Below are 26,054 nucleotides of genomic sequence, written 5' to 3' on the forward strand. Positions count from 1 at the left end.
CGCGGGTATATACACGCACCATGCTCGATTCCCAATGTTTATGCATCAACCTGCGTCGCGCCGCCCGTGGCGTCAGCAGGCATTATGACGGCGCTCTCGACGGCTTCGGGATCAACGTTGCGCAGTATTCTTTGCTGTGCAACCTGCAACGCCTGGATCAGCCGAGCATCTCAGCCCTGGCCGAGGCGATGGGGCTGGATCGCAGCACCTTGGGGCGCAACTTGCGGGTGCTGGAGGGTGATGGCCTGGTGACGCTGGTCGAGGGCGAGGACATGCGCAACCGCATCGTCCTGCTGACCGAGGCCGGGGCAGAGCGCCTCAAGGCCGCCTTGCCGGCCTGGGAGGCCGCGCAGCAGCGTTTGATCGATCGCCTGGGGGCCGAGAAGCGCGAAATCTTACTGAAGCTGCTGGATGAACTGGCATGATGCCGGTTTTTTCGATTATAAGCGGGTATATACCCGCTACCGGAGAACAACAATGACATCGATGTGGCGTACATGCGGCTGGGTTCTGTTGGGGAGTGCGCTGATCCTTGCGTTGTCTCTGGGCGTTCGACATGGCTTTGGGCTGTTTCTGGCTCCGATGAGCGCCGAGTTCGGCTGGGGTCGGGAAGTCTTTGCCTTCGCCATCGCCCTGCAGAACCTGATCTGGGGCCTTGCCCAGCCATTCACCGGCGCGCTGGCCGACCGCTTCGGCGCAGCGAAAGTGGTGCTGATCGGTGGCGTCCTGTACGCAGCGGGTCTGATGTGCATGGGGCTCTCCGACTCGGCGGTGACCCTGTCGCTGAGCGCTGGCCTGCTGATCGGCATCGGACTGTCCGGTACGTCGTTCTCGGTGATTCTGGGTGTGGTCGGCCGCGCAGTACCGCCGGATAAACGCAGCATGGGCATGGGGATCGCCAGTGCTGCCGGCTCGTTCGGTCAGTTCGCGATGTTGCCCGGCACACTCGGTTTGATCGGATGGCTTGGCTGGTCCGCGGCGCTGCTGGCGCTGGGTTTGCTGGTGGCGTTGATCGTGCCGCTGGTGAGCATGCTCAAGGACAAACCGTTACCAGTCCTGGGTCACGAACAAACCCTTGGCGAAGCGCTGCGTGAAGCCTGCTCCCATTCCGGATTCTGGCTGCTGGCGTTCGGCTTTTTTGTGTGCGGATTCCAGGTGGTGTTCATCGGTGTGCACTTGCCGGCCTATCTGGTGGATCAACATCTTCCGGCGACGGTCGGCACCACGGTGCTGGCGCTGATCGGCCTGTTCAACATTTTCGGCACCTATACCGCTGGATGGCTCGGCGGGCGCATGTCCAAGCCGCGTTTGCTCACCGGCCTGTACTTGCTGCGGGCGGTGGTCATTGCTCTGTTCCTGTGGGCACCGGTGACGACCACCACGGCTTACCTGTTCGGCATGGCCATGGGCTTCTTGTGGCTGTCGACGGTGCCGTTGACCAACGGCACGGTGGCGACCTTGTTTGGCGTGCGAAATCTGTCCATGCTCGGCGGGATTGTTTTCCTGTTTCACCAGCTCGGTTCGTTCCTGGGCGGCTGGTTGGGTGGCGTGGTGTACGACCGTACCGGTAGCTATGACTTGATCTGGCAGGTCGCGATTCTCTTGAGCCTGTTGGCCGCCGCCCTGAACTGGCCGGTGCGTGAACGGCCGGTGGCGCGCCTGCAAACACAAATGAGTGCGATATGAACAGTCTCTGGCCTCGTATCACGATTTGCGCTGTCTGCGCCTTGCTGCTTGCCCTGACATGGTGGGGCTGGCATCAGGGCGGGCTGGCGCTTTTGCAGTTGGGCATGGGGACTTGCTAGCGGGATGGCGGGGCGAGTAACGTCGAATCCTGACGAATTCTCAAGGGTGTCCCGACATGCTGATGCGCTGCCTGGCAGTTCCCGCGTTACTGGTCGCGTTTTCCGGGTTGGCTCACGCGGCGGATTGCCCGGATCTTTTGCAAGGCTCGTTGCCCAAGTTGCATGCCAAGGAATCCATCGATTTGTGCCAGCGCTTCGCCGGTAAACCGTTGGTGGTGGTCAATACCGCAAGCTTCTGTGGCTTTGCTCCGCAGTTCAAAGGCCTTGAGGCGCTGAACCAGCGCTTCAAGGATCAAGGGCTGGAGGTGATTGGCGTTCCGTCCAATGACTTCAAGCAGGAGTCAAAGGATGGCGCCGAGACCGCCAAGGTCTGCTACGTCAACTATGGCGTGACCTTCACCATGACGGAACCGCAAAAGGTTCGCGGCGAAGAGGCGACGCATTTGTTCAAGGTCCTCGCCAGCCAAAGCAGCGCGCCGAAGTGGAATTTCTACAAGTACGTGGTGGATCGCCAGGGCAAGGTGGTTGCCAACTTCTCCAGCCTGACCAAGCCGGATGATCCAGAGTTCATTGCTGCGGTGGAAAAGGCCCTGGCTTCTGCCCCGTGATCGACGCCCACTAAAAAGCCCCGCCTCTGTGAAGAGAGCGGGGCTTTTTTGATTCCGATGGCGAGCGGTTCAGGCTCGCCGGGAATCATCAGAAGCGGTAGGTCGCACCGACACCGAAACCGTTGGCGCTGTTTTCGTACTTGGCGCTGTAACTGTCTACCAGGTTGGAGCGATTCATTTTGACAGCTTCTTCCTTCAGGTAGGAGTAGGCGACGTCGATGGTCAGATCATCGGTGACGTTGTAGCCGGCGCCAAGGCTGAAGATTGTGCGGTCACCTGTAGGAATACGTGGGGATCGGTCGGTATTGTTGGTAGGCGACTGGTCAAAGCTCAGGCCGGTGCGCAATACCCACTGCTTATTCAGCTGGTAGGAGGTACCGATGGCGTAGGCCCAGGTATCGTGCCAGTTCTGCTCTTCCGTAATGGTGCCGAACAGGGCTGGGGACAATGCACCGCCTTGTGCCGCGGTTACGCCGTCGTTGTTGACGGTGATGTCTTTCAAACGGCTCCAGCGAGTCCAGGTGGAACCTGCATAAAGGGTCCACGCATCCGTCAGCTGTTGTGTCACTGAGAAGTCGACAGATTCAGGTGTTTCGATTTTCAGCGAAGCATCGTATCGATTGCTTTTCAGGAGGGCGGAAGGTGAATTTGCGCCTGCGCTGATGTCGGTATGACCTTCAATCTTGTATTTCACTTTCGAGTGATAGGTCAGGCCGACACGAGTGGTGTCTGTTGCTTGTACCAGGACCCCGAAGTTGTAGCCAAGAGCGACATCATCCCCTTTGATTTTGACGTGGGTATCGCCAAAAAGAGGTACATCCGACTCCAGAGTGCCGCCAATGCGGTTGATGGTCGGGCCGAAACCAATCGATACTTTGTCGTTAAAGGCGTAGCTGACGGTAGGCTGGAAGGTGACAACCTTGACTTCGCTCTTGCTGCCGAAACCGGCACCCTGGAAGCCATTTTCATAGTCGGTAATCAGACCAAAAGGTGCGTAGACACCGAGGCCGAATGCCCAGTGATCATCAATCGGCTTGACGTAATAGCCCATCGGAACGGCTGTGAATGGCACCATGTCGCCTTTGTTGGTACCCGGGTGGGCGCCTTGGGCGTCTTTGATATCAGACGAGGCATCGATAGCTGCGATCCCGCCAGTGACTTCCTGGCGCTTGATTCGCGACATGCCGGCAGGGTTGCCAAAAACAGTGCTTGCATCATCGGCAGATGAAGAGCGTCCCGCAAAACCAGTCCCCATTCCACTGATGCTCTGTTCGTTGAGGGCAAAGCCACTCGCGAAGATCTGGGTGGATGCCAAGGCAACGGCGAGGCTAAGGGTGGTTTTGAGCATTACTTTTTTCATTATTAGAACTCCTGGTGATCACCGGGGCGAAAATTACCAATATTTTCGTCCCGGCGCCATAGGCTGTATCGCTTGATTTAGAGCGGTTTTGTAGGACAATCCGACCAGAATCGCGGCGTGTTGCGCGATCTTTGGATTCAGACGTGTCAGCAGGCGACCTGATTCAGGGGTGAAACACAGGTTTGCCAGGCGCAGGTGAAATCACGCAGACGCCCCTGGGGCTGAAAGGTCTGGCGCCAGATTCTGGCCATACCCAACAAATCATCAGGGGCGGGGAGGGGGGTATTCTGTTCTTCCACCAGCAGCCAGGCGATGGCTGTGGCGTAACGCAGGTTGACGGTCAATTCGAGGTGCGGGCCACTGAGAAACGCATGCTGGCTGGCCAGGCCACGGACCAGGCTTGCACGCTCCGGATCAAGGGCCAGGTAATGGTCCCAAAGGGCCTGGTGGCGGGGCTCGGCGATGCGGTACAGGCCGTGCCCACGGCGGTCATGCAGGGCGGAACCAAGGGCGGACTGGCTGGCGGCAATGCCCAGCAGCAGGGATTCGGCAGTAGCGCTATGGCGTCCGAGGTAGATCAATGTCGGACGAATCACATAACGGCACAGTTCGCTGGCAGCGATACCCATAAAACCCTCGAAACCTGAGTTGGACGGCGATACCTGAAGGGGGGGCTTGGCAGCAGTGAATCGAATCAGGCTCGCCGCAAGCGGGTCAAGCCGCTTGAGTTGAAGTGTAGTGTCATATTTGCGTTGTAAAGGCCTGTTTTTAAAATATTTCCAGCGACCAGTTATAACCGTTATATCGGATCGTGCTTAGTCGTGATTCGAGGAAAGGGAAATATCGAGCAATAAAAAGCCCTGCTTTTCGGGGCAGGGCTTTCGGTTTTTCAGCCTTTCTGGCGTTTCAGGCAACCAGTGCCTGACGGGTACGCTCGATCACGGCCTGCAGCGGCTCGGCGCTGGAGTATTGATCGGGGTACAGGCGTTCGCTGTGACGGGCGATGCCATGTTCATTGACCAGAGTGAAGCTGAAGCAGCCTTTGCGAGCGGCCATGATCAGGCAGTTCATTGGAGCAAAAGCGTTGGTTAGGGTGCGAATGGCATCCTGAGTGTGGATTTGAGTGGACATAATTGGTGTTCCTACAAGCGACACGGATAAGAACCGTGCAAAGTTAAAACGTTCCAGTGACGACGACCACCATTGGTCGAACGAAGAACCCGACTGGAACAAAGCAGCCAGTTTGAAGCGCTGACAAGTTGGCGCGCTTGGGCTGGCAGGTAGGTACTTAGGAGGGCAGGCAACACATCGAGGGCAAAGGTTCTGGGCCCGGGGTGAAGATCCTGATCAATTTGCAGGTTGGTTCGAGCAGAGTAAGCAGGCGGAGCAACACCCTTTGCTTTCGATTCAAAGGTTGTGTTGGCGCAAGATTTACCTGGAAACCATCGAGGTGGTCGATCCCGCTAGTTCGGTGGAGGCTTCCGTTGGGAAGGCTGACCGGGGGGATTTGTTCGACCAGAATTGACTTTCAGCTTGGTACTAACGCCGCGGATACTAACGGATTGAACCGGCCAAGGGAAGTGTGTTAGCGAAAAGAATTTCCCGGCAGGTGCTCAAGCGGGCTGTTTTGTCTTGTAGCCAAGCGTATGAAGTTGCTGTGCCTGCGATTGCTACGCCCTGTAGCAGAACAAAATCCGACCATCGGTCATCGACCTTGGTAGCAATGCAGCCGTCTAAACACCGGGTTTGCCAAGGCTTATCCCCAGGCATGACCAAAAAACGCGCCGAAAAAGTGCATCGATATAACCGTCGCGAAGGCACTTGTGCACATTAGTTGCGCACTCTGTCACCCCGCTGTCATCTCACGTTCAAGCGTAGTGGCTGCCTGTATCCAAAATTTAAGTCAATGAAAAACATCGCTTTTTTTTACTGGTGAAAAAATCGTCAGTTTGACTGCGAGCCCCATTCCACAGGGCTTTGAGCGGGTTCAGGAGCGGTTGTCCACTGAGTTATCCACAGCTTCTGTGGATTGTCCCGAGCGCTTGCTCTAGGACGGGCGTGCCGGGATATTTTCAGCTTTACCTGTAAGAAAAAGAGAGTAAAGTTGCGCGCCTTCCGATCTGCCCCCACAGTGCTTTATGAAGTTTCGCTCAGCCTCCGTTTCCTCTTCCTCTACACCACCCTCTGCTGCCCCTACCAAGCGCTTTTCCATGCGCGTGGCAGAGTGGCTGTTGGACAGTCCGCATCTGGGCGAAAACCGTAACGTCAAACACATTGCCGGACGTCTGCTCAAGCAACCGGCCCGTGAAGGCGTGGTGGCTGCGCAAAGTCGCCTTGGCCAATTGATGTGCCGGGAATGCGGGAATGCCCGGGACCGCCGGATCGGCCAGGACCTGCTGCGTCAGGCCGCTCGGGCAGGCGATCGCCGCGCTCAACAGGAACTGGGGCTGATCGAAGACTGAGCTGTCCAAGATCTGGCGCCTTGGTTAACCTTCAGGCTTTATTCGAATGGCAGGAGTGGCTATGGCAATGGACTTGACCAGCGTATTGCTGGGTCTGGCAGCGGCTGCGTTGCCGTTGCTGGTATTGGCCTGGCAACTTCAGCGTCGGGCCAGCACCACGCAAGCCGATGTCGCGCTGCTGCAAGAACGCCTGGCCATGGCGCAACTGGCGCAGGACGGATTGAATGCTCAGCTCGAGTCCGGTCGCGATGAAGCGGCTGATCTGACCCAGGCCAACGCCGCCAAACAGGCGGATCTGGCGGCGCTTCGTCGTGAAGTCGAACTGCTGCAGATCGAGCGCGACGACGCCCGGGACGCCGCCCATGCGTGGAATATCGAACGCGCCGGCAAGGAAGCCGAATTGCGCCGTCTGGATGCCCAGGCCGCGTCGCTCAACGCCGAATTGCGCGAGCAACAGGACAGTCACCAGCAACGCCTCAACGACCTGCAAGGTTCGCGGGACGAGTTGCGCGCGCAGTTCGCCGAGCTGGCGGGGAAAATTTTCGATGAGCGCGAGCAGCGTTTTGCCGAAACCAGCCAGCAGCGCCTGGGGCAGTTGCTCGATCCACTCAAGGAACGCATTCAGTCCTTCGAAAAGCGTGTCGAGGAAAGCTATCAGAACGAGGCCCGTGAGCGTTTCTCCCTGGCCAAGGAGCTGGAACGACTGCAACAGCTGAACTTGCGCTTGAGCGATGAAGCCACCAACCTGACCCGCGCCTTGAAAGGGCAGAAGACCCAGGGCAATTGGGGTGAACTGATTCTGGAGCGCGTGCTCGAGCATGCGGGACTGGAGAAGGGCCGCGAGTACCAGACGCAGGTCAATCTCAAGGGACCGGACGGCGAGCGTTTTCAGCCGGACGTGATCATTTATCTGCCGGGCGACAAGCAGGTCGTGGTCGACTCCAAGGTCAGCCTGACGGCCTATCAGCAATACGTGGCGGCTGAGGACGAGGCCATCGGCCAGATCGCCATCAAGCAGCACGTGCTGTCATTGCGTAATCACGTCAAAGGCCTGGCCGGCAAGGATTACAAGCGTCTCGATGGTTTGCACAGCCTGGATTTCGTGTTGCTCTTCGTACCGATCGAGGCGGCGTTTTCTGCCGCGTTGCAGGCTGAGCCGACGCTGTTTCAGGAGGCATTCGACCGTAACATCGTGATCGTCAGCCCCACCACTTTGCTGGCGACCCTGCGTGTCATCGACAGCCTGTGGAAACAGGAGCGCCAGAGCCAGAATGCCCGGGAGATCGCCGAGCGGGCCGGGTGGCTGTACGACAAGTTCGTACTGTTCATTCAGGATCTGGACGAAGTTGGCAATCGCCTGCAGCAACTGGACAAGGCCTACAGTTCGGCACGCAACAAGCTGACAGAGGGGCGTGGCAACCTGGTCAGTCGCAGTGAACAGCTCAAGCTGCTGGGCGCACGGGCGAGCAAGAGCCTGCCGGCGGACTTGCTGGAGCGGGCGATGACGGATGTCGATGGGTTGGTCGAGTTGCCGGAATAAGCCCCCTCGCCACAGTGGGTAAAGTGTTAGCTTGCCGCGCTACAACGGCAAATACCGACTCAACAACGCCCGCAACGCCGCCGGTTTCACCGGTTTTGCCAGATAGTCCAGTCCCGCGGCATGCACCAGGTCGACCGTCTCCGGCCGGCCATCGGCGCTGATCACCACCCCGGGAACCGGCTCGCCCATTTGCGTGCGCAACCAGGCCATCAAATCGGTGCCGGTCTCGCCATGATCGAGGTGGTAATCCACCAGCGCCAATTGCGGGCGCACGCCTTCGCCCAGCAACGCTGCGCATTCTTCGCGATTGCGCGCGGTCCAGACTTGGCAACCCCAGCGGCTGAGCAGGCTGTTCATGCCGATCAGGATGCTGTCCTCGTTGTCGATGCACAGCACCTGCGCCCCATTGAGCAATTTGCCATTGAGCTCGGCGACTTTGACCGGCGCTGCGGTTTGCGCCCGGGCCAGGGGCACGCTGACGCTGAACACGCTACCGCGTCCCGGCCAGGAGCGTACGCGCAAGGTATGACCGAGCACGCGACATAGCCCGTCGGCAATCGCCAGCCCCAGGCCGAGGCCTTTTTCGGCCCGTGTCTGGTGGCTGTCGAGGCGCTTGAACTCTTCGAAAATCACCTGCTGCTTGTCTTCCGGAATACCTGGCCCACGGTCCCAGACTTCCAGGCTCAATGCTTCCCTGTGCCGACGAACCCCCAGCAGCACCGGCCCTTTGCCGTAGCGGAATGCGTTGGTCAGGAAGTTTTGCAAAATCCGCCGCAGCAGTTTGATGTCGCTGTCGACCCGTAGCGCGCTGCCGCGAACGCGGAACTCCAGTTTTTGTTCTCGCGCCAGCACCTTGAACTCGGTACCGAGGGTGTCGAACAGTTCGTTGAGGGCGAACGGCTGGCGATTCGGGTTGATCTTGCCGTTCTCCAGGCGGGAAATGTCCAGCAGGTCGCTGATCAAGTCCTCTGCCGAGCGCAGCGAGCTGTCCAGGTGCCCGACCAGTTTCTGTGCTTCGCCGGACAAACCATCGTCCTGATGGGAGAGGGCGGCGGAGAACAGCCGCGCCGCATTCAGCGGTTGCATCAAGTCATGGCTGACGGCCGCGAGGAAACGGGTCTTGGACTGGTTGGCTGCCTCGGCGGTGCCCTTGGCTTCGGTCAGGGCGACGTTGAGCTGTGACAATTCGTGGGTGCGTTCGGTGACCCGTTGCTCCAGGCCTTCGTTGGCTTCGGTCAGCGCCTGCTCGGCTTCGCGGAACGCGGTGATGTCGGTGAAACTCATGACGAAGCCACCGCCTGGCATCGGATTGCCGATCAGCTCGATTACCCGACCGTTGGGGAACAAGCGCTCGGAGGTGTGCGCGCGGCCCTGGCGCATCCAGTGCAGGCGGCGCGCGACGTGAACTTCGGCCTCGCCGGGGCCGCACAGTCCACGCTCGGCATTGTGACGGATGATGTCGGCAATCGGCCGGCCGACTCTGATCAGGCCATCCGGGTAGTTGAACAAATCCAGATAGCGACGGTTCCAGGCCACCAGTTTCAGCGACTGGTCGACCACGCTGATGCCCTGGGTGATGTTCTCGATGGCGCCTTGCAGCAAGGCACGGTTGAATTGCAGCACCTCCGAGGCTTCGTCGGCGATGCGCACGACGTCTTCCAGTTGCATCTCCCGGCCTTCAATGGCGGCTTTTACTACCGCGCGGGTCGAAGAGGCGCCGAGCACACCGGCCAGCAAGCGTTCGGTATGGGCGATCCATTCACTGTCGGCGTTCTGGTTCGGGTTGAAGCCTTTGCCCTGGCGATAGGCAAAACGGATGAAGCTTTGCCGGGCGCGTTCTTCGCCGACGAAGCGTGCCGCCAGTTGCAGCAGGTCGTCGATCTGCACTGAAAGCATCGAGCGTGCACTGGGGCGGGCACTGATTTCCTGGCCGATGAAGCGGCCCGCTTGCCAGTGTTCGGAAACCCGGGTGCGGGACAGCACCGAGACCCAGGCGAACAGCGTGAAGTTGCCTGCCAGCGACAGCACCACGCCCTGGGTCAGCGGGGTGATCGGCAGGTTAAGTGGATTGCTGTGCAGCCAGGCCAGACCCGGGAATGTGCTCAAGGACAGGCCGAGGCTGAGGGCGGCAATCGGCAGGATCAAGGTGTAGAACCACAGGAAGGTGCCCGCGGCGAGGCCGGCGAAAACGCCGCGGCGGTTGGCCTGTTTCCAGTACAGCGCACCGAGCATGGCGGGGGCCAGCTGGGTTACGGCGGCGAAGGCGATCTGGCCAATGGTCGCCAGGCTGGCGGTCGAGCCCAGCAGGCGATAACTGACGTAGGCCAGCAGCAGAATGACCACGATGCTGACGCGGCGCACCGACAGCATCCACTGGCGGAACACTTCGAACGGGCGCTCGGCATTGTTGCGACGCAGCAGCCAGGGCAACAGCATGTCGTTGGACACCATGGTCGACAGCGCCACGCTGGCCACGATCACCATGCCGGTGGCCGCCGATGCGCCACCGATAAACGCCAGCAGGGCCAGCGCCGGATGCGCCTGGGCCAGGGGCAGGCTGATGACGAACGAGTCCGGCAATACCGAGCTGGGCAGCATCATCTGGCCGGCCAGGGCGATCGGCACGACAAACAATGCTGCGAGGGCGAGGTAGGCCGGGAATACCCACTTGGCCAGGCGCAGATCCTGAGGGTCGATGTTCTCGACAACGGTCACGTGGAACTGCCGCGGCAAGCAAATGATCGCCATCATCGCCACGCCGGTCTGCACCACCATCGACGGCCAGTTGATGGTTTCCTTCCAGTACTGTTCGAGTCGCGGCGCCAACATGGCCTGGTCAAACAGGTCGTCGAAACCGTCGTACAGGCCGTAGGTCACGAAGGCGCCGACGGCGAGAAACGCAAACAGCTTGACCAGCGATTCGAAGGCAATGGCCAGCACCATGCCGCGGTGGTGCTCCGTGGCGTCGAGGTTGCGGGTACCGAAGACGATGGTGAACAGCGCCAGCACCAGCGATACGATCAGCGCAGTGTCCTGGGCGCGGGTGCCCATGGCGTCGGCACCGGCGCCGATCAGCAGGTTCACGCCGAGCACAATGCCTTTGAGCTGCAGTGCGATATAGGGCAACACGCCGACCAGGCAAATCAGCGCCACCACCACCGCCAGCGACTGGGATTTGCCATAGCGTGCGGCGATGAAGTCGGCGATCGAGGTGATGTTCTCCTGTTTGCTGATCATCACCATTTTTTGCAGGACCCAGGGCGCGCCGAGCAGCAACAGGATCGGCCCGAGGTAGATCGGCAGGAACGACCAGAGCTGTTCGGCGGCCTGGCCCACGGCGCCGAAGAAAGTCCAGCTGGTGCAATAGACCGCCAGCGACAGGCTGTACACCCAGGCCCGCACGCGCGGCGGCAAGGGCGCGCTGCGACGGTCGCCATAGAAGGCGATGGCGAACATGATGGCCATATAGGCCAGGGCGACGACGGCAATCAGCCCGGTGGACAGCGACATGGGGACTCCAGACAAAAGACTCCCGGGCTCCCGCCCGGACAGACAGTCTCGCACGACCGCCAGCGTTAGTCAGTGTCGACCAAGGTCGTGGCGTGGCGGGGTGTCGCAGGGGAGTTTGCAGTGTCTGGACCGGCCTCATCGTCGGAACGCCGCCCGGACCAAGCTCGCTCCCACATTTGCCCTGTGTTCGCGGACCCTTGTGGGAGCGAGCTTGCTCGCGATGGGGGCTTCACTGATTCAATGCAACCTCTATCAATCGATGCAACTCTTCAACCTCCAGCGGCGCCTCGGCAAACAGAATGCGAAACACCGTCGGCGCGGCGATCAGATTGATCAGCCGATCGACACTGGGCTTGGGCTCATCCGGATAGCGATCCAGAATCGTCTGCAGCTGCCCGCCAATGATCGTCGCGCAATAACTCGGCTTCAGCGCCGCCTGCACGTCGCACAGCATGTTGCGGCCGGGCTCGGAGCTCATCTCGTCCAGGTACTGTTCCGCCCAGGCCCGCACGTCACCGTGAAGGCTGCCGGTGTTGGCCGGCTCGTTGTCGGGTTGCATGCGGGCGAGGGCGACGTCGGCCAGCAGCGCCGACACATCGCCCCAGCGTCGATAGATGGTGGACGGCGTGACACCCGCACGCGCCGCAATTTGCGGCACCGTCACGCTGGCGCGGTCCTGCTCCTCGAGGAGTTGACGCACGGCCGAATGAATCGACTCTTGTACCCGGGCGCTGCGGCCGCCGGGGCGTAATGTGGGAGCTGTCATCTTGTGTTTCCTGTATCGCACCGGATCTTGCGGTTGGCACCCGGTCCTGAAAGCCATGCATCGGACCTTAACACAAAGAATTTGCTTTAAGAGGGATCCAGTAGCACACTCCGCAAAAGCAAAAAATTAGCTTTTGCGGAGTGTGTCCATGCCCGGTTCTCATTCAAATCGTGCCAGCCTGTGGTTTCTGGCTGTTACCTTGCTCAGTTTCCTGGCGGCTTCCACTGCGCCGACGCCGCTGTATCACCTGTATCAGGAGCAGATGCGGTTTTCGGCCGCGATGCTGACCCTGATTTTTGCCGTCTACGCCCTCAGCCTGTTGGCGGCGTTGCTGACGGTCGGCTCGCTGTCGGATTACCTGGGGCGCAAACCGGTGATTTTTACGGCGGTGGCGCTGAACATCCTGGCGATGTTGCTGTTTATCTACGCCGACAGCGTTGCGTGGCTGATCAGTGCCCGGGTCCTGCAAGGGTTTGCCACCGGCATGGCGACTGCCGTGTTGAGTGCAACGCTGCTGGACACCGATCGCCAGCAAGGGCCGCTGGTCAATAGCGTCGCACCCTTGCTCGGCATGGCTCTGGGTGGAATGGGCTGCGGTTTGCTGGCCGAGTTTGCGCCGGCGCCGTTGCACCTGACCTATTGGCTGCTACTTGCTCTGTTCGCGATGCAGGCTGTAGTTGTCTGGCGTTTGCCGGAGAGCGTCACGCGCCAGTCCGGGGCTTGGGCATCATTGCGACCCACCCTGCATGTGCCGGTCCAGGCGCGCGCGACGTTATGGCGGGTGTTGCCGCTCAACACGGCGACCTGGGCGCTGGGCGGTTTTTACGCGTCGCTGGCACCTTCACTGGTGCGCACGGCGACCGGTTCAACGTCGAATCTGATTGGCGGGGCGACCGTCGCCGCATTGACGGTAACGGGCGCGTTGATGATTTTTACCCTGCGCAACCGACCTGCCACCCTGGCGCTGCAGTTGGGTGCCAGTTTGCTGCCGACGGGCCTTGTCCTGGTTTTACTGGGTGTGCATGGTGCCAGCCTGTCGCTGTTTTTCCTTGGCACCCTCGTTGCCGGTTGTGGATTCGGTGCGGGTTTCCTGGGGGCAGTACGCAGTCTGGTGCCGCTGGCCATGCCCCATGAGCGCGCGGGTTTGATGTCGGCGTATTACGTGCTCAGTTACCTGGCGTTCTGCTTGCCGTCGTTGCTGGCCGGAATCCTGACGCGGACGTTCGGCCTGGTCACCACCACCGATGGCTATGGCGGGGTGCTGATCGTCCTGGCCCTCGGCGCGCTGGTCGGCTTGCTGCGTCAGCGTTCTGCCAACGCCTGTGCGGCTAACCCATGAAAGTGGGTTGGCCGTTGGGCCTGTTTGAGTCTATATTTGCATAATAGATAAGATATAGAGATATTACCCGTTATATAGATATTCTATTCGGATCTAACATGGGCTCTACCTCACAAGAGGACAGGAGTTCGCCATGACATGCGCCAATAGCATCAAGCCCGGAATCAAACCTTTCAGTCACTTGCAGCATCCCCGCGAGGTGGTCCGCCAGTTCACCCCCAACTGGTTCGCGGCCACCATGGGCACCGGTGTGCTGGCGTTGGCACTGGCGCAATTGCCGCTCGCCATACCTGCCTTGCACGCCTTCGCCGAAGCCCTCTGGCTGTTCAACATCGCGCTGTTTCTGCTGTTTACGGCGCTATACACGGCGCGTTGGGTGCTGTTTTTCGACGAAGCGCGGCGGATTTTCGGCCACTCCACGGTTTCGATGTTTTTCGGCACCATCCCGATGGGCCTGGCCACCATCATCAATGGCTTCCTGGTGTTTGGCCTGCCGCGCTGGGGCGACGGTGTGATTCACGTCGTCGAGGTGCTGTGGTGGCTGGATGTGGCCATGTCGCTGGCCTGCGGTGTGCTGATTCCCTACATGATGTTCACCCGTCAGGAGCACAGCATCGACCAGATGACCGCGGTCTGGCTGTTGCCGGTGGTCGCGGCAGAAGTGGCGGCCGCCAGCGGGGGCCTGTTGGCGCCGCATCTGGCCGACGCTCAATCGCAACTGGTGGTGCTGGTGACCAGCTACGTGCTCTGGGCTTTTTCCCTGCCGGTGGCCTTCAGCATCCTGACCATTCTGTTGCTGCGCATGGCTCTGCATAAACTGCCCCACGAAAACATGGCCGCCTCGAGCTGGCTGGCCCTTGGTCCGATCGGCACCGGTGCGTTGGGCATGCTGGTACTGGGCGGCGATGCACCGCTGATTTTCGCGGCCAACGGTTTGCCAGGCGTCGGTGAGACTGCTGCAGGATTGGGTCTGGTGGCCGGCATCACCCTGTGGGGCTTCGGTCTGTGGTGGATGCTGATGGCGTTGCTGATCACTGTGCGCTACCTGCGTGCCGGCATTCCTTTCAATCTCGGCTGGTGGGGCTTCACTTTCCCGTTGGGCGTCTATTCTCTGGCGACGTTGAAGCTGACCAGTACCTTGAACCTGATGTTCTTCAGTGTGTTTGGCTGTGTGCTGGTGGCATTGCTGGCGATGATGTGGCTGATCGTCGGCAAGCGCACGGTGCTGGGCGCCTGGCGCGGCGAGCTGTTTGTCTCGCCGTGCATTGCCGGATTGAAGAAATAACCGGCAAAGTTTAGGTAAGGTGTGGCCTGGATCGACTTTTGATAATCCAATAAGAATCCAGGCCACTCGTTACCTATCATCAGGGACACATGGAAGATGAGTCACCCCTCACAGTTCACCTTGCTGCGCACCCGGCGCTTCCTGCCGTTCTTCATCACCCAGTCCCTCGGGGCGTTCAATGACAACGTGTTCAAGCAGTCGTTGATCCTCGCCATTTTGTACAAGCTGACCATCGAAGGTGACCGCTCGATCTGGGTCAACCTGTGTGCGCTGCTGTTTATCCTGCCGTTTTTCCTGTTCTCGGCCCTGGCCGGGCAATTCGGGGAAAAGTTCGCCAAGGATGCGTTGATCCGCCTGATCAAGCTGGGAGAAATCGCCATCATGGCGGTCGGAGCGGTCGGCTTCCTGTTCGATCACCTGTCGTTGATGCTGGTGGCGCTGTTCGCCATGGGCACCCATTCGGCGCTGTTCGGGCCGGTGAAGTACTCGATCCTGCCGCAGGCCCTGCGGGAAGATGAACTGGTAGGCGGCAACGGCCTGGTGGAAATGGGCACATTCCTGGCGATCCTCGCCGGCACCATTGGCGCCGGGATCATGATGTCTTCGGCGCATTACGCGCCGGTGGTGTCCATGGCGATCATCGGCACTGCCGTGCTCGGTTACCTGGCCAGTCGCAGCATTCCCCGGGCGGCGGCCGCGACGCCACAAATGCGTCTGAACTGGAACATTTTCAGCCAGTCCTGGGCCACGTTGAAACTGGGCCTTGGGCAAACGCCGGCGGTATCACGCTCGATTGTCGGCAACTCGTGGTTCTGGTTTGTCGGGGCGATTTATCTGACGCAGATCCCGGCCTATGCCAAGGAATGGATGCACGGCGACGAAACCGTGGTGACGCTGATTCTGACGGTGTTCTCGATCGGCATCGCGTTGGGGTCGATGCTGTGTGAGAAATTGTCCGGGCGTAAAGTCGAAATTGGGCTGGTGCCGTTCGGATCGTTCGGCCTGACTGTTTTCGGCCTGCTGTTGTGGTGGCATTCCGGCTCAATACCGGACAGCGCCGCCGGCCATGGCTGGATCGAGGTCCTTGGTTTCGGCCACGCCTGGCTGGTGTTGCTCGACATCCTCGGCCTGGGCGTTTTCGGTGGTTTCTACATCGTGCCGCTTTACGCACTGATCCAGTCACGTACGGCGGAAAACGAACGGGCGCGGGTGATTGCCGCCAACAACATCCTCAATGCGTTGTTCATGGTGGTGTCGGCGATTGTCTCGATCGTCTTGCTGAGTGTGGCCAAGCTGTCGATCCCGCAGCTGTTCCTGGTGGTGTCGTTGCTGAACATCGGCGTCAACGCCTACATCTTCAAGATCGTCCCCGAGTTCACCATGCGTTTCATGATCTGGCTGCTCAGCCATTCCATGTACCGCGTCGAGCACCGCAATCTGGATTTGATCCCCGATGAAGGCGCGGCGTTGCTGGTGTGCAATCACGTGTCATTCGTCGACGCCTTGCTGATTGGCGGCGCGGTACGCCGGCCGATTCGCTTTGTGATGTATTACAAGATCTACAACCTGCCGGTGCTGAACTTCATCTTCCGTACCGCGGGGACGATTCCTATCGCGGGGCGTCAGGAAGACATCCAGATCTACGAAAAAGCCTTCACGCGCATTGCCCGGTATCTGAAGGACGGTGAGCTGGTTTGCATCTTCCCCGAGGGTAAATTGACCGCCGATGGCGAGATCAATGAGTTCAAGGGCGGGTTGACGCGAATTCTCGAGGAGACGCCGGTGCCGGTGATTCCGCTGGCCTTGCAGGGGTTGTGGGGGAGTTTCTTCAGCCGCGATCCGGGCAAGGGACTGTTTCATCGCCTGTGGTCGCGGGTGACGTTGGTGGCAGGGTCGGCGGTGGCGGTTGAGGCAGCGGAGCCGGTGGAATTGCAGCGATTGGTGGGGGAACTGCGTGGGGCCGTTAAATAGTTGTAGTCATTGAAGGCCTCTTCGCGGGCAAGCCCGCTCCTACAGGGATCGCGGGAGTGGTGAAAATCTCCGACACACCATAAAACCTTGTAGGAGTGAGCCTGCTCGCGATTGGCGGTAGTCGCTTAAGCGCTAACCTTGAGCCCAACCAACCCGGAAATGATCAACGCCACACTCGCCAACCGCACCAGCGCCATGGATTCGCCAAACAGAATGATCCCGGCGATCACCGTGCCAACGGCGCCGACCCCGGTCCAGATCGCATAGGCCGTACCCAGCGGCAATTCCTTCATTGCAAGGCCGAGCAAGCCAAGGCTGATAGCCATGGCCGCAACGGTCAACACAGTGGGGAGCGGGCGGGTGAAGCCGTCGGTGTACTTGAGGCCGACGGCCCAGCCGACTTCGAACAGGCCGGCGAAAAACAGAATGATCAAGGACATGAAGACCTCCATCGTCTGACGGGGTCGTCCCCTGATTAATGACTCGATCGAGCCGCGAGGTCGTCCTCGCGATGCGCAATATGGTGCCCAACATTGACCGGGTGATCAAGTTTTCGAGTCAATCACTGATCTGTTGCGCCGCCATTTCCCGATCCTGTTTCTCGCTCATGCGGCGGAAATACGTGGAGAGCAATGCCCCGGAAATGTTGTGCCAGACGCTGAACAATGCGCTGGGCACTGCCGCCAGTGGCGAGAAGTGCGCACTGGCCAGGGCCGCGCCCAATCCGGAATTCTGCATGCCGACTTCCAGGGCCAGGGACTTGCGCTGGGCCAGAGGCAGCTTGAACAGGCGCCCGGTGAAGTAACCCAGCAGGTAGCCAAAGCTGTTGTGCAGCATGACCACGGCCATGATCAACAGGCCGGACTCGGCAATCTTGGCCTGGCTGGCGGCGACGACTGCGGTGACGATGATCACGATGCTGATCACCGACACCAGCGGCAAAACGTCCACGGCGTGGCGAACCTTGTCGGCGAGCACCCGTTGGGCAACCACGCCCAGCACAATCGGCAGCAGCACCACTTGCAGGATCGACCAGAACAACTCCATGAATGACACCGGCAACCAGGCCGAGGCCAGCAGCCAGATCAGGGCTGGGGTCAGCAGCGGGGCGAGGAGGGTGGTGACGGCGGCGATGGCCACCGACAGCGCCAGGTCGCCACGGGCCAGCCAGGTCATCACGTTCGACGAGGTGCCGCTTGGGCAGCAGCCGACCAGAATCACGCCGACGGCGATTTCCGGCGGCAAGTGGAACACTTGGCAGAGCAACCACGCCACGCCGGGCATGATCACGAAATGTGCAACCACGCCCAGGGCCACGCGCCATGGATGGCGAGCGACTTCGGCGAAGTCTTCGAGTTTGAGGGTCAGGCCCATGCCGAACATCACCAGCCCCAGCAAGGGCACGATGGCGCCTTTGAGACCGAGGAACCACGCCGGTTGCAGAAACGCCACGACAGCGAAAATCAGTACCCAGTAGGCGAAGGTGTTGCCGACAAAACGACTCAATGCAGCCAGTGCGCGCATGGCCTGATCCTTATTTTAAGTGACGCTACAAAACCCCCTGTAGGAGCGAGCTTGCTCGCGATGGTGTGTCAGACAAAGAGGGGCTACTGACACTCCATCGCGAGCAAGCTCGCTCCTACATTAGAGATCACAAGGCTTTAGATCCCCTGCGGAGTCTCTTCGCCACCCAGCGCTTCAACCAGTGCTGGCAGGAAGTCGCCGAAGGTCAGCATCATCAGGGTGAAGCTGGCGTCCAGTTGGCCCAGGGCTTCGTCGCCGCCGTCCTGTTCCGCCTGGTCTTGCAGCAGGTCTTCGAATTTCAGGCGCTTGACCACCATTTTGTCGTCGAGGACGAACGACAGTTTGTCCTGCCAGGCCAGGGACAGTTGAGTGACCACTTTGCCCGTGCTCAGGTGCAGCTGGATTTCTTCGCTGGTCAGGTCCTGGCGCTTGCAACGCACAATGCCGCCGTCTTCGTGGGTGTCGCGCAGTTCGCACTCGTCCAGCACGAAGAAATCGTCCGCGGCTTTCTGGGTGGTGACCCACTCGGTCATGGTCGCGGTCGGGGACATCTTCACGGTCAGTGGACGCACCGGCAGGGTGCCGATCACTTCGCGCAGGGTCGACAGCAAGTCTTCGGCGCGTTTCGGGCTGGCCGAGTTGACCAGGATCAGGCCCTGTTTCGGAGCGATGGCGGCGAAGGTCGACGAGCGGCGGATAAAGGCGCGGGGCAGGAAGGCCTGGATGATTTCATCCTTGATCTGATCGCGCTCCTTCTTATAGACCTTGCGCATTTGCTCGGCTTCGATCTCTTCGACCTTTTCCTTGACCGCGTCACGCACGACGCTGCCCGGCAAAATACGTTCTTCCTTGCGGGCGGACACCAGCAGGAAGTCACCGCTGACGTGTACCAGTGGCGCATCTTCGCCTTTGCCGAACGGCGCGACGAAACCGTAGGTGGTCAACTCCTGGCTTGCACATGGGCGCGCCAGTTTGGTGGCCAGTGCAGTTTCCAACGCCTCGGCATCAACAGGCAGATCTTGGGTCAGGCGATAGATAAGCAGGTTTTTGAACCACATGGGGTGAGTCTCTCCTTTATACAAAGGGGGGCATTATTGTCTTCGCCGTGCCATAGGCCAACCTTTCTCTAAGCCTTTGGAAGGCCTCGGAAAATTATTTTAAAAAGTGCTTGCCAGAGGTTGGGTCGCTCCGTAGAATGCGCGCCACACCGAAGCGAAGGGTGATTAGCTCAGCTGGGAGAGCGTCTGCCTTACAAGCAGAATGTCGGCGGTTCGATCCCGTCATCACCCACCATTCGTTTTCAGTGTTACGCGCAGCGGTAGTTCAGTCGGTTAGAATACCGGCCTGTCACGCCGGGGGTCGCGGGTTCGAGTCCCGTCCGCTGCGCCATATTCGGTAACCTGGAACACTGAACGCCAGGTCACCACGGAAAAACCCGCTAACGCGGGTTTTTTTCTGTTCCAAGTTTGTATGTTGTTCCTGCAGGTTGCATCGTTTCACCGGTTTTTAGATTTTTTTGAAAAAACTTCAAATAAATCAACACTTTATAAAAACCTGTGGCATAATGTGCCCCGCAACGAAGGTAAAGGGTGATTAGCTCAGCTGGGAGAGCGTCTGCCTTACAAGCAGAATGTCGGCGGTTCGATCCCGTCATCACCCACCACTTTCAACGCTACGCGCAGCGGTAGTTCAGTCGGTTAGAATACCGGCCTGTCACGCCGGGGGTCGCGGGTTCGAGTCCCGTCCGCTGCGCCATATTCGGTAACCTGGAACGCTGAACGCCAGGTCACCACAGAAAGCCCGCCTTGTGCGGGCTTTTTGCTGTCCGGGATTTGGCTTTCCTCGCTCTCTGTAGGAGCGAGCTAGCTCGCGAAGGTCGTGAACGATAACGCGTAAATTCAGATGCCCAGCGGCGCCCATGGCTTCTTCGCGAGCAAGCTCGCTCCTACAGTCCGGCATTGCGCCTGTGGCGGTAGTCGCTGACGGCTTCATACACGGCCTTGCGCAAGCGATTGATACCGCCGATGGGGCGGTGTGCTTCCACGCCGAACCAGGGATTGAACGACTGGTTGTCGCATTGCAGGTTCAGCGCCGGTGTATCGAAGTCCTGCGCCGGCACGTTGATCCGCGCCACCGTCTCGAAGGGCGCATCGCTTTCGCGCCACTCAATGCTGGTGTCTTCAATCGGCATGTACTTGTTGGCGTCCTGTCGCTGGATTTGCAAGACGAAACACGCGGGTACCCGATCGGTTGACAGCTGTTGATTCAGCGCATTGCGCAGGAAGTTCGGAAGCTTGCGATTTTGTTCCGGCAGGCTGTAGGCCGGGCAACTGTCCGGATCGGGTGCAACCCGGAACTTCGCATTGGCTTCACCGAATTTGTAGGGTGAAACCGAAAAGTACGTCGTCCGGGTTGGGCTTGGCGGGGCAGGGGACAGCGTCGCCAGGGCGATAAACAGGTGGCGAACCTGCCAGGTGCGTGGATCCCGGCCGGGGAAGAAAGCCATCATCTTTTTACCGTCGGCCTGGGCGGCGACGTTCTGACGGTATTCGGCGACATTACTGACAAAGAAGTTCGGGTGGCTGAACATTACAAAGTCCTGTTCGCCTCGCCCCTGCTGATCGCTCAACAGTTGTTTGCCTGGAACATCGAACAGTTTGATCGCCATGCCCCGGGCATCGCGAATGCTATCGAACTGCGGGTAGGCATTGCCGTTGGACAGGCGCATCGTCGCTTGCCAGGTTTTGCCCGGCTCGCTGAACACGCCCTGGCGCAGTTCGCCTGGCAGTTCTGGCAGCACCTGAACCTCGGCCTTCACGCAGCCGTGGGCCTTGGCATGGGCGTCGCGCAGGTAGCGGGTGCTTTCGCGGTGCTGATCGACGATGCGCACGGCGGTCTGGATGATGTCCTGGGTCATCGCGGCTTCACCATCCGCAATCAGCTCTTGCACCGAGACTGGCCCGCTCTGCTGCCAGGCAAACCAGGCACTGGCCAATGCCCAGCCCAGCACACCGAGACCCAGCAGCCACAGCAACAGCTTGCCGAGAAAGGCGCCCAGTCGCAGCCAGAGTGTAATCAGCATGAGAAAGTCCTTTTGACTGAGGCTGTGATCATGGCAATTGCGCCTCCAGCGGGCCGCCCAGCACTTTCAGATATTCCAGCAGTGCCCAGCGTTCTTGCGGCTGCAACCCGCGGCCGATCACACCATTGCCGAGTTTGCCGGCACGGAATTCATGACCGCTGTTGTGGTTGCCGGTGATTTGCGTGTCGAACAGAAAAGCGTTGTTGAAGGCTTCGGTGCGATATCCCAGATGCTGTGGGTCGAATTCGAAAGTGCCTTTGTAGAACGTGGTCGCACGCTCATCCTGAGGCGACAGCAATTGATAAATGTTCGGTACCGAACCGTTGTGCAGAAACGGCGCTGTCGCCCATACACCCGCCAGTGGCCTGGCCTTGTACGAACGCAATTCGCGCACGCCGATTGGCAGGCCGAAACCGTCCATTTCAGCACGCTCGGCAGGGGTGACATTGGCGTCTTGATACGCACGGTCCTGGACATAGGCGGTGACATAGGCCAGCCCTTTGGCCACGGACATCTTGCTCAGATCCAGTGGTTCGGTGGGTTTTGGCTCCACATCAAGGTTTTCCAGCTCCGCCTGCTTCCATTGCAGCGCAGTCAGGTCGAAGCGGTGGTCGGCGATGTTGTTGGCCGCGCCGGGGTCTGTGCCAATGTAATCCACCGGGAGCATTTTCAGATGCTGAACGTATCGCCCGTCGCCCTGGGTGTTGTGCGGTACATGACAACCCGCGCAGTTTTCGGCGAACAAGGCGCGCCCCCTTGCTGCCAGAGGTTTGTCGACCGCGCCCAACAGATCTTCTGGCCAGGCTGGAGGCTTGAGTCGTTGCAGGGTTTCTTCGATCAGGTGCAGGTCGCGCACACGGACACTGGAGGGATAGCGGGCATCGCCCATCAGTGGCTGGTCGTTCTTGTCGAAGAAGTTCAGCGTGGCGCCGACACCCAACGCTTCGCCGATGTTGCGCGCCATCGGTTGTTTCGCCGAACCGTTCCACTGCACCCATTCGAACGTCCACATGTCCCACAACTGCGGATAGTCAACGGGGGCATTGGCCACGCGGTAGTTGTCGGGGGAAATCGCATCACCGAAGCTGGCGTTGGCAATGCGACCGAAGGCGTCTGTGCGCCCGGGGCCTTCCTCGGTCGGATAGAGCCCGCGATGGGTGTCGTTCCAGGCCACCTTGAGGAACGTATCGAGTGAGGATTTGAATTCTTTGCGCAAATGTTGGTGGCGGGCGTCGTAGTCCTGGCCCAGCACGTTGCGTGCGAAACGTTCGAACTTCCACGGGTTGTAGTAAGTCGAGGTCAGGCTGGCCACCAGTGCTTGTCCGAAACTGCCCCCTTTGAGTGTAGGAACACTGGACGGCAGGACGTGCTGCGCCGAGCCGCCGTCGATACGCACGGCTTGACCCTTGAAACGCAGTTCACCGGTGTGGCAGGCCGCGCAGGTGACATCCAGAAACACATCCGGGCTCCCCGTATTCTGGTGCCGGGTAAAGCCTGCCGGGAGGTTGCCGGGGTTATTCGGTGTCGGTTTCTGGTCGGGGTCCACCAGGAAACCGAAGCGGGCGAGGTACTCGGGGGCGGCGAAGCGTTGCTGCGAGAAGGGCAGTTCGAGGGCGGTGAACCAGTCATAGCGCAAGCCTTTGACCTGTGTGCCCTGGGGTGTGAAGTAATAGGTCTCGCGATCCGTGGCGCTCCATTGCTCCAGGTAATGCACCTGTTGTGGAGGCGACCAGGCCGGCAATTTCGGGTTGGCGACGTAGTAAAGAACCACGGACATGACCAGCCCGAGCAGTACTGCGATGAGAACCAGCAAGCGAAAGAAGAGGCGCAAGATAAACGTCCTTGTCGAATGATCATGCCGTTATGCCCGAGTACCCGAGGTGCGGCAAGAGGCCATTACACCAGATGTTGTAGGTTCAGGAATCAATCTGCGTCGGAACAAGATGAAAGAAGCTTCATCAGCCGAATTGTGAATTGCATTTAAACACCTGAACTTATCAATTGTTTCCGGCTCTCATGCCGGTAGCCATTGGTCGTGGCGGCCTGATAAGCTCGCGGCTTTACTCGATTGCCCTTTAGGCGCATGAACAAGGAAATAGCATGAAACAGCATCGGTTGGCGGCGGCGGTGGCCCTGGTTGGCCTGGTACTCGCGGGTTGTGATTCGCAGACCAGCGTAGAGCTGAAAACTCCGGCGCAAAAAGCTTCCTACGGCATTGGCCTGAATATGGGCAAGAGCCTGGCTCAGGAAGGCATGGATGACCTGGATTCCAAAGCTGTAGCCCAGGGCATCGAAGACGCGGTCGGCAAGAAAGAGCAGAAGCTCAAGGACGAAGAACTGGTTGAGGCGTTCGCCGCGCTGCAAAAGCGTGCCGAAGAACGCATGGCCAAGATGAGCGAAGAGTCGGCCGCTGCCGGCAAGAAATTCCTCGAAGAAAACGCCAAGAAAGCCGGCGTGACCACCACCGCTTCGGGCTTGCAATACGAAGTCGTGCAGAAAGCCGATGGCCCTCAGCCAAAGCCGACTGACGTAGTGACCGTTCACTACACCGGCAAGCTGACCAATGGCACCGTATTCGACAGTTCCGTCGAGCGCGGCAGCCCGATCGATCTGCCGGTCAGCGGTGTGATCCCGGGTTGGGTCGAAGGCCTGCAACTGATGCACGTTGGCGAGAAGTACAAACTGTACATCCCTGCTGATCTGGCTTACGGCGCTCAAAGCCCGAGCCCGGCGATTCCGGCCAACTCGGTGCTGGTATTCGACCTGGAACTGCTGGCCATCAAGGATCCGGCAAAAGAAGACGACGCAGCCAAGTAATCGGCGCCTGCTTCGATAACAACGCCTCGCTTATGCGGGGCGTTGTTGCATCTGGCGTTTGGCACGGGTAAACAAAACGAACAGACGCTCCAGGCCGGAGTCTCAGGCATAGTAGGCGTTGGCGTTAGCCGTACAAGTCCGCCAAGTCAATGAAATTATAGGTTTTTTTTGATGGGTAAAAAACGCCCGATCTGAACGGAGGCCTTGTAAAACGGGGCTTGCAGCGATGAAAAGCAGCTCTGTTCACAAGGTTATCCACAATTTGTGTGGATAACATTTTAACGGGAGGAATCATGAAAGCACCCTGGAATTTCGCTCGTTTCCTGCCGATGGCCGGACGCCTGCTGGCACGCGGCCGATTGCCGACCCTGTTGTTCGCAGTCGCCAGCAAGGGCGCGAGCCAGGGCAACCGACTGGGCAAACTCAAGGATGACTTGAAGCTGTTGCAGGCACTCTGCCTGGCCTATTGGCGTGGTGAATATCGCGCCATCAGCCCCAAGGCGCTGGTTTCGGTCGTCGCAGGCCTGATGTACTTCCTCAGCCCGGTGGATGCGATCCCGGATTTCATTCCGGTGTTCGGCATGCTCGATGACATCGCGGTATTGGCGTGGCTTATGAAAGTGCTCGACGACGAACTCAATGCCTTCCGCGCCTGGCGCAAACGGCAGGTGCCGGAGAAGCTCGCGGTGGTTGAGCGCCTGCCTGATACCCCCGAGCAACTGCAACTTCAAGGTCCGAAAAAACACTGAGCCGATTTCGACCTGTTCACAGATTGATGCCCCCCGCGACCTTGGCCGCTGTTAGGATTACACTTCTAGGGAAAAGTGCCGACTCGCTAAGTGTTGTTGTCCTACGGGGTAGTCATGGATATTCAGATAATTACACGCGAAGGCGAGCCCGAATATGCGGTTCTGCCATGGGCTCAGTATCAGGCGTTACTGAAAGCAGCAGGCATCAAGGAGCAAGCGCCGCCTGAAGCCACGAAGCTTCAGGCGGCAACACCAGACGCGATTCTTCCGGGTCTGGATCAACTACGCAGTTTGCGCGAAGGAAAGGGCATCGCCATCGAGGCGCTGGCCCGCACGGTAGGCATCAGCCCGTCTTACCTGGCCATGATCGAAAGTGGCGAACGTCTGCCCGACGCCGCGATTCGTCGCAGCCTGGCCTGGGAATTGACGGTGCCGGGGTGGAGGGTTGAATCGTGAGCGTACGCATCAGTCGTCAACATTGGGACGGATTGCTGGGCGAACTGGATCAGGCGCGTCGTCAGCGCCATCTCCTGACTTATCGGGCATTACTGGAACGTTTGCAGTTGCCGACACCGGCCATGCAAACCCTGACAGCGGCCCTTGAGCATCTGGCGGCCCTGGACGCCAGGGCGGAGCAGCCATTGCGCAGTTCACTGGTGATCAGTCAGGGCGCCAGCCGCTTGCCGCGCACCGGATTCTTTGAATGTGTCGAGCGTCTCGGGCGTTTTTCCGGGCCGTCGGACGGTGTCGCCGCCGCGTCCTGGCATGCTTCGGAAGTGGTGCGGGTGTTCGAGTACGAATACCCGGTATCGGCCGAGGCCTGAGTGTTTTTGCGACTCAAGGCGCGGGCCGGATACTGGCTCGCGCGCCGGTTGTTTCACTGGTCGTGGTTTGTCCGTCAGCCACGTGGCTGGCGCTGGCTCGAAGGCCAGTTCGCCCGCATGGCCAACCTGGGCGATGTCGGCGCCCAGAGCTTCTATGGGCACATCCTGACGTTTCGCGGCGTCGGCCTCGGGGCTCGTGAGGAGGGCGTACGTTTGTTGCGCCTGGCGGCGTTGGCGGGCGATGGCAAGGCGGCGTATCAAGTGGGCGTGATCAGTCTGGCCGGAACGGCGAGCAAGGCTCCGGACCCGGTCGAAGCGGCGCGATTCTGGGCGATCGCGGCGAAGGCCGGGCATCCGTTGGCGCCGATCAAGCTCGAAGAGCTGAAGTCTTCCTCGGCGCCTCGTTGATTGG

Annotated in this window: 23 protein-coding genes and 4 tRNA genes; 17 read left to right on the forward strand and 10 right to left on the reverse strand. The window is 59.7% G+C overall.

Translation table 11 applies throughout. The annotated features are described in order from the left end of the window. Positions 1 to 20 precede the first annotated feature (20 nt). From AC1DXW_RS12805 to AC1DXW_RS12815, 3 genes are all read left to right on the forward strand, one after another. Entirely contained in the window at positions 21 to 425 is a 405-nt protein-coding gene (locus AC1DXW_RS12805; RefSeq protein WP_223455967.1) for a MarR family winged helix-turn-helix transcriptional regulator, read from the forward strand. Between the two features lie 52 nt (positions 426 to 477). After that, positions 478 to 1,686 carry an MFS transporter gene (locus tag AC1DXW_RS12810; protein ID WP_477753330.1) on the forward strand — a complete coding sequence of 403 codons (1,209 nt, stop codon included), beginning with the start codon at positions 478 to 480 and terminating at the stop codon, positions 1,684 to 1,686. 175 nt (positions 1,687 to 1,861) lie between these two features. After that, positions 1,862 to 2,413 (forward strand): glutathione peroxidase, encoded by a 552-nt coding sequence (locus tag AC1DXW_RS12815; RefSeq protein ID WP_477753329.1) that lies wholly within the window; start codon positions 1,862 to 1,864, stop codon positions 2,411 to 2,413. Positions 2,414 to 2,501: 88 nt separating this feature from the next. Here the strand turns inward: AC1DXW_RS12815 and AC1DXW_RS12820 are convergent, their stop codons facing one another. From AC1DXW_RS12820 to AC1DXW_RS12830, 3 genes are all read right to left on the reverse strand, one after another. Beyond that, complete coding sequence (locus tag AC1DXW_RS12820) at positions 2,502 to 3,773, reverse strand: OmpP1/FadL family transporter (protein ID WP_477753328.1); 1,272 nt, start codon at positions 3,771 to 3,773, stop codon at positions 2,502 to 2,504. A gap of 146 nt (positions 3,774 to 3,919) precedes the next feature. Next, positions 3,920 to 4,402 carry a hypothetical protein gene (locus AC1DXW_RS12825; RefSeq protein WP_007984504.1) on the reverse strand — a complete coding sequence of 161 codons (483 nt, stop codon included), beginning with the start codon at positions 4,400 to 4,402 and terminating at the stop codon, positions 3,920 to 3,922. 277 nt (positions 4,403 to 4,679) lie between these two features. Further along, the gene (locus tag AC1DXW_RS12830; protein WP_007898912.1) at positions 4,680 to 4,904 is read right to left on the reverse strand and encodes a hypothetical protein; all 225 of its coding nucleotides are present in this window, start codon (positions 4,902 to 4,904) and stop codon (positions 4,680 to 4,682) included. A 1,007-nt stretch (positions 4,905 to 5,911) separates the two neighbouring features. Here AC1DXW_RS12830 and AC1DXW_RS12835 point away from each other — a divergent pair. Together AC1DXW_RS12835 and AC1DXW_RS12840 are read left to right on the forward strand one after the other, a co-directional pair. Then, positions 5,912 to 6,235, forward strand: a complete 324-nt coding sequence (locus AC1DXW_RS12835) for a sel1 repeat family protein (protein WP_477753327.1) — start codon at positions 5,912 to 5,914, stop codon at positions 6,233 to 6,235. A gap of 175 nt (positions 6,236 to 6,410) precedes the next feature. Beyond that, positions 6,411 to 7,775, forward strand: coding sequence for a DNA recombination protein RmuC (locus AC1DXW_RS12840; RefSeq protein ID WP_477753356.1), 1,365 nt, complete (start codon positions 6,411 to 6,413; stop codon positions 7,773 to 7,775). Between the two features lie 39 nt (positions 7,776 to 7,814). Here AC1DXW_RS12840 and AC1DXW_RS12845 read toward each other — a convergent pair whose 3' ends face one another. Together AC1DXW_RS12845 and AC1DXW_RS12850 are read right to left on the reverse strand one after the other, a co-directional pair. Then, on the reverse strand, positions 7,815 to 11,285 hold the full coding sequence (locus AC1DXW_RS12845; protein ID WP_477760059.1) for a hybrid sensor histidine kinase/response regulator: 3,471 nt from the start codon (positions 11,283 to 11,285) through the stop codon (positions 7,815 to 7,817). A 229-nt stretch (positions 11,286 to 11,514) separates the two neighbouring features. Beyond that, positions 11,515 to 12,051 (reverse strand): TetR/AcrR family transcriptional regulator, encoded by a 537-nt coding sequence (locus tag AC1DXW_RS12850; protein ID WP_477754085.1) that lies wholly within the window; start codon positions 12,049 to 12,051, stop codon positions 11,515 to 11,517. A gap of 148 nt (positions 12,052 to 12,199) precedes the next feature. On the opposite strand from AC1DXW_RS12850, the gene AC1DXW_RS12855 reads away from it, so the two are divergent. The 3 genes from AC1DXW_RS12855 to AC1DXW_RS12865 all read left to right on the forward strand — a co-directional run bounded on the left by AC1DXW_RS12855 (position 12,200) and on the right by AC1DXW_RS12865 (position 16,646). Then, positions 12,200 to 13,390 (forward strand): MFS transporter, encoded by a 1,191-nt coding sequence (locus AC1DXW_RS12855; RefSeq protein ID WP_477760060.1) that lies wholly within the window; start codon positions 12,200 to 12,202, stop codon positions 13,388 to 13,390. Between the two features lie 133 nt (positions 13,391 to 13,523). Further along, positions 13,524 to 14,675 carry a TDT family transporter gene (locus AC1DXW_RS12860; RefSeq protein ID WP_477754087.1) on the forward strand — a complete coding sequence of 384 codons (1,152 nt, stop codon included), beginning with the start codon at positions 13,524 to 13,526 and terminating at the stop codon, positions 14,673 to 14,675. A 96-nt stretch (positions 14,676 to 14,771) separates the two neighbouring features. Next, positions 14,772 to 16,646: an MFS transporter gene (locus AC1DXW_RS12865; protein ID WP_477754088.1), complete on the forward strand. Its 1,875-nt coding sequence runs from the start codon at positions 14,772 to 14,774 to the stop codon at positions 16,644 to 16,646. A 125-nt stretch (positions 16,647 to 16,771) separates the two neighbouring features. Here the strand turns inward: AC1DXW_RS12865 and sugE are convergent, their stop codons facing one another. The 3 genes from sugE to rdgC form a co-directional block, all read right to left on the reverse strand. After that, a complete protein-coding gene (sugE, locus tag AC1DXW_RS12870; RefSeq protein ID WP_477754089.1) occupies positions 16,772 to 17,086 on the reverse strand; it encodes a quaternary ammonium compound efflux SMR transporter SugE in 315 nt (104 codons plus the stop codon). A 118-nt stretch (positions 17,087 to 17,204) separates the two neighbouring features. Next, positions 17,205 to 18,170 carry a bile acid:sodium symporter family protein gene (locus AC1DXW_RS12875; RefSeq protein WP_477754090.1) on the reverse strand — a complete coding sequence of 322 codons (966 nt, stop codon included), beginning with the start codon at positions 18,168 to 18,170 and terminating at the stop codon, positions 17,205 to 17,207. 137 nt (positions 18,171 to 18,307) lie between these two features. Then, positions 18,308 to 19,228 (reverse strand): recombination-associated protein RdgC, encoded by a 921-nt coding sequence (gene rdgC / locus AC1DXW_RS12880; RefSeq protein WP_007969735.1) that lies wholly within the window; start codon positions 19,226 to 19,228, stop codon positions 18,308 to 18,310. 159 nt (positions 19,229 to 19,387) lie between these two features. Here rdgC and AC1DXW_RS12885 point away from each other — a divergent pair. From AC1DXW_RS12885 to AC1DXW_RS12900, 4 genes are all read left to right on the forward strand, one after another. Then, a tRNA-Val gene (locus AC1DXW_RS12885) sits at positions 19,388 to 19,463 on the forward strand. 19 nt (positions 19,464 to 19,482) lie between these two features. Continuing rightward, a tRNA-Asp gene (locus AC1DXW_RS12890) sits at positions 19,483 to 19,559 on the forward strand. Between the two features lie 198 nt (positions 19,560 to 19,757). After that, positions 19,758 to 19,833 (forward strand) — tRNA-Val (locus AC1DXW_RS12895). A 15-nt stretch (positions 19,834 to 19,848) separates the two neighbouring features. Next, positions 19,849 to 19,925, forward strand: a tRNA-Asp gene (locus AC1DXW_RS12900). A gap of 190 nt (positions 19,926 to 20,115) precedes the next feature. Here AC1DXW_RS12900 and AC1DXW_RS12905 read toward each other — a convergent pair. Together AC1DXW_RS12905 and AC1DXW_RS12910 are read right to left on the reverse strand one after the other, a co-directional pair. Beyond that, on the reverse strand, positions 20,116 to 21,252 hold the full coding sequence (locus AC1DXW_RS12905; RefSeq protein WP_477754091.1) for a catalase family protein: 1,137 nt from the start codon (positions 21,250 to 21,252) through the stop codon (positions 20,116 to 20,118). 28 nt (positions 21,253 to 21,280) lie between these two features. Next, the gene (locus tag AC1DXW_RS12910) at positions 21,281 to 23,083 is read right to left on the reverse strand and encodes a di-heme-cytochrome C peroxidase (protein WP_477754092.1); all 1,803 of its coding nucleotides are present in this window, start codon (positions 23,081 to 23,083) and stop codon (positions 21,281 to 21,283) included. Between the two features lie 269 nt (positions 23,084 to 23,352). Between AC1DXW_RS12910 and AC1DXW_RS12915 the strand changes: the two genes are divergently transcribed. From AC1DXW_RS12915 to AC1DXW_RS12935, 5 genes are all read left to right on the forward strand, one after another. Continuing rightward, the gene (locus AC1DXW_RS12915; protein WP_218431282.1) at positions 23,353 to 24,069 is read left to right on the forward strand and encodes an FKBP-type peptidyl-prolyl cis-trans isomerase; all 717 of its coding nucleotides are present in this window, start codon (positions 23,353 to 23,355) and stop codon (positions 24,067 to 24,069) included. A gap of 293 nt (positions 24,070 to 24,362) precedes the next feature. Continuing rightward, positions 24,363 to 24,818: a YkvA family protein gene (locus AC1DXW_RS12920; protein WP_477760061.1), complete on the forward strand. Its 456-nt coding sequence runs from the start codon at positions 24,363 to 24,365 to the stop codon at positions 24,816 to 24,818. Between the two features lie 114 nt (positions 24,819 to 24,932). Continuing rightward, complete coding sequence (locus AC1DXW_RS12925; RefSeq protein ID WP_477754094.1) at positions 24,933 to 25,274, forward strand: helix-turn-helix domain-containing protein; 342 nt, start codon at positions 24,933 to 24,935, stop codon at positions 25,272 to 25,274. Continuing rightward, on the forward strand, positions 25,271 to 25,642 hold the full coding sequence (locus AC1DXW_RS12930) for a hypothetical protein (protein WP_477754095.1): 372 nt from the start codon (positions 25,271 to 25,273) through the stop codon (positions 25,640 to 25,642). Before AC1DXW_RS12925 ends, AC1DXW_RS12930 begins: the two co-directional genes overlap by 4 nt. Next, positions 25,643 to 26,050 carry an SEL1-like repeat protein gene (locus tag AC1DXW_RS12935; protein ID WP_477754096.1) on the forward strand — a complete coding sequence of 136 codons (408 nt, stop codon included), beginning with the start codon at positions 25,643 to 25,645 and terminating at the stop codon, positions 26,048 to 26,050. Positions 26,051 to 26,054: the final 4 nt, after the last annotated feature.

This window comes from Pseudomonas sp. P4_C4 (genome assembly GCF_056402055.1).

What these genes read in the sequence shown, in the direction of transcription:
- AC1DXW_RS12875 (WP_477754090.1), bottom strand. Translation starts at nt 18,170, where the DNA reads ATGCGCGCACTGGCTGCATTGAGTCGTTTTGTCGGCAACACCTTCGCC.
- AC1DXW_RS12805 (WP_223455967.1), top strand. Translation starts at nt 21, where the DNA reads ATGCTCGATTCCCAATGTTTATGCATCAACCTGCGTCGCGCCGCCCGT.
- AC1DXW_RS12855 (WP_477760060.1), top strand. Translation starts at nt 12,200, where the DNA reads ATGCCCGGTTCTCATTCAAATCGTGCCAGCCTGTGGTTTCTGGCTGTT.
- AC1DXW_RS12865 (WP_477754088.1), top strand. Translation starts at nt 14,772, where the DNA reads ATGAGTCACCCCTCACAGTTCACCTTGCTGCGCACCCGGCGCTTCCTG.
- AC1DXW_RS12810 (WP_477753330.1), top strand. Translation starts at nt 478, where the DNA reads ATGACATCGATGTGGCGTACATGCGGCTGGGTTCTGTTGGGGAGTGCG.
- AC1DXW_RS12915 (WP_218431282.1), top strand. Translation starts at nt 23,353, where the DNA reads ATGAAACAGCATCGGTTGGCGGCGGCGGTGGCCCTGGTTGGCCTGGTA.
- AC1DXW_RS12820 (WP_477753328.1), bottom strand. Translation starts at nt 3,773, where the DNA reads ATGAAAAAAGTAATGCTCAAAACCACCCTTAGCCTCGCCGTTGCCTTG.
- AC1DXW_RS12905 (WP_477754091.1), bottom strand. Translation starts at nt 21,252, where the DNA reads ATGCTGATTACACTCTGGCTGCGACTGGGCGCCTTTCTCGGCAAGCTG.
- AC1DXW_RS12925 (WP_477754094.1), top strand. Translation starts at nt 24,933, where the DNA reads ATGGATATTCAGATAATTACACGCGAAGGCGAGCCCGAATATGCGGTT.
- AC1DXW_RS12860 (WP_477754087.1), top strand. Translation starts at nt 13,524, where the DNA reads ATGACATGCGCCAATAGCATCAAGCCCGGAATCAAACCTTTCAGTCAC.
- AC1DXW_RS12920 (WP_477760061.1), top strand. Translation starts at nt 24,363, where the DNA reads ATGAAAGCACCCTGGAATTTCGCTCGTTTCCTGCCGATGGCCGGACGC.
- sugE (WP_477754089.1), bottom strand. Translation starts at nt 17,086, where the DNA reads ATGTCCTTGATCATTCTGTTTTTCGCCGGCCTGTTCGAAGTCGGCTGG.
- AC1DXW_RS12845 (WP_477760059.1), bottom strand. Translation starts at nt 11,285, where the DNA reads ATGTCGCTGTCCACCGGGCTGATTGCCGTCGTCGCCCTGGCCTATATG.
- AC1DXW_RS12825 (WP_007984504.1), bottom strand. Translation starts at nt 4,402, where the DNA reads ATGGGTATCGCTGCCAGCGAACTGTGCCGTTATGTGATTCGTCCGACA.
- AC1DXW_RS12835 (WP_477753327.1), top strand. Translation starts at nt 5,912, where the DNA reads ATGAAGTTTCGCTCAGCCTCCGTTTCCTCTTCCTCTACACCACCCTCT.
- AC1DXW_RS12850 (WP_477754085.1), bottom strand. Translation starts at nt 12,051, where the DNA reads ATGACAGCTCCCACATTACGCCCCGGCGGCCGCAGCGCCCGGGTACAA.
- AC1DXW_RS12815 (WP_477753329.1), top strand. Translation starts at nt 1,862, where the DNA reads ATGCTGATGCGCTGCCTGGCAGTTCCCGCGTTACTGGTCGCGTTTTCC.
- rdgC (WP_007969735.1), bottom strand. Translation starts at nt 19,228, where the DNA reads ATGTGGTTCAAAAACCTGCTTATCTATCGCCTGACCCAAGATCTGCCT.
- AC1DXW_RS12830 (WP_007898912.1), bottom strand. Translation starts at nt 4,904, where the DNA reads ATGTCCACTCAAATCCACACTCAGGATGCCATTCGCACCCTAACCAAC.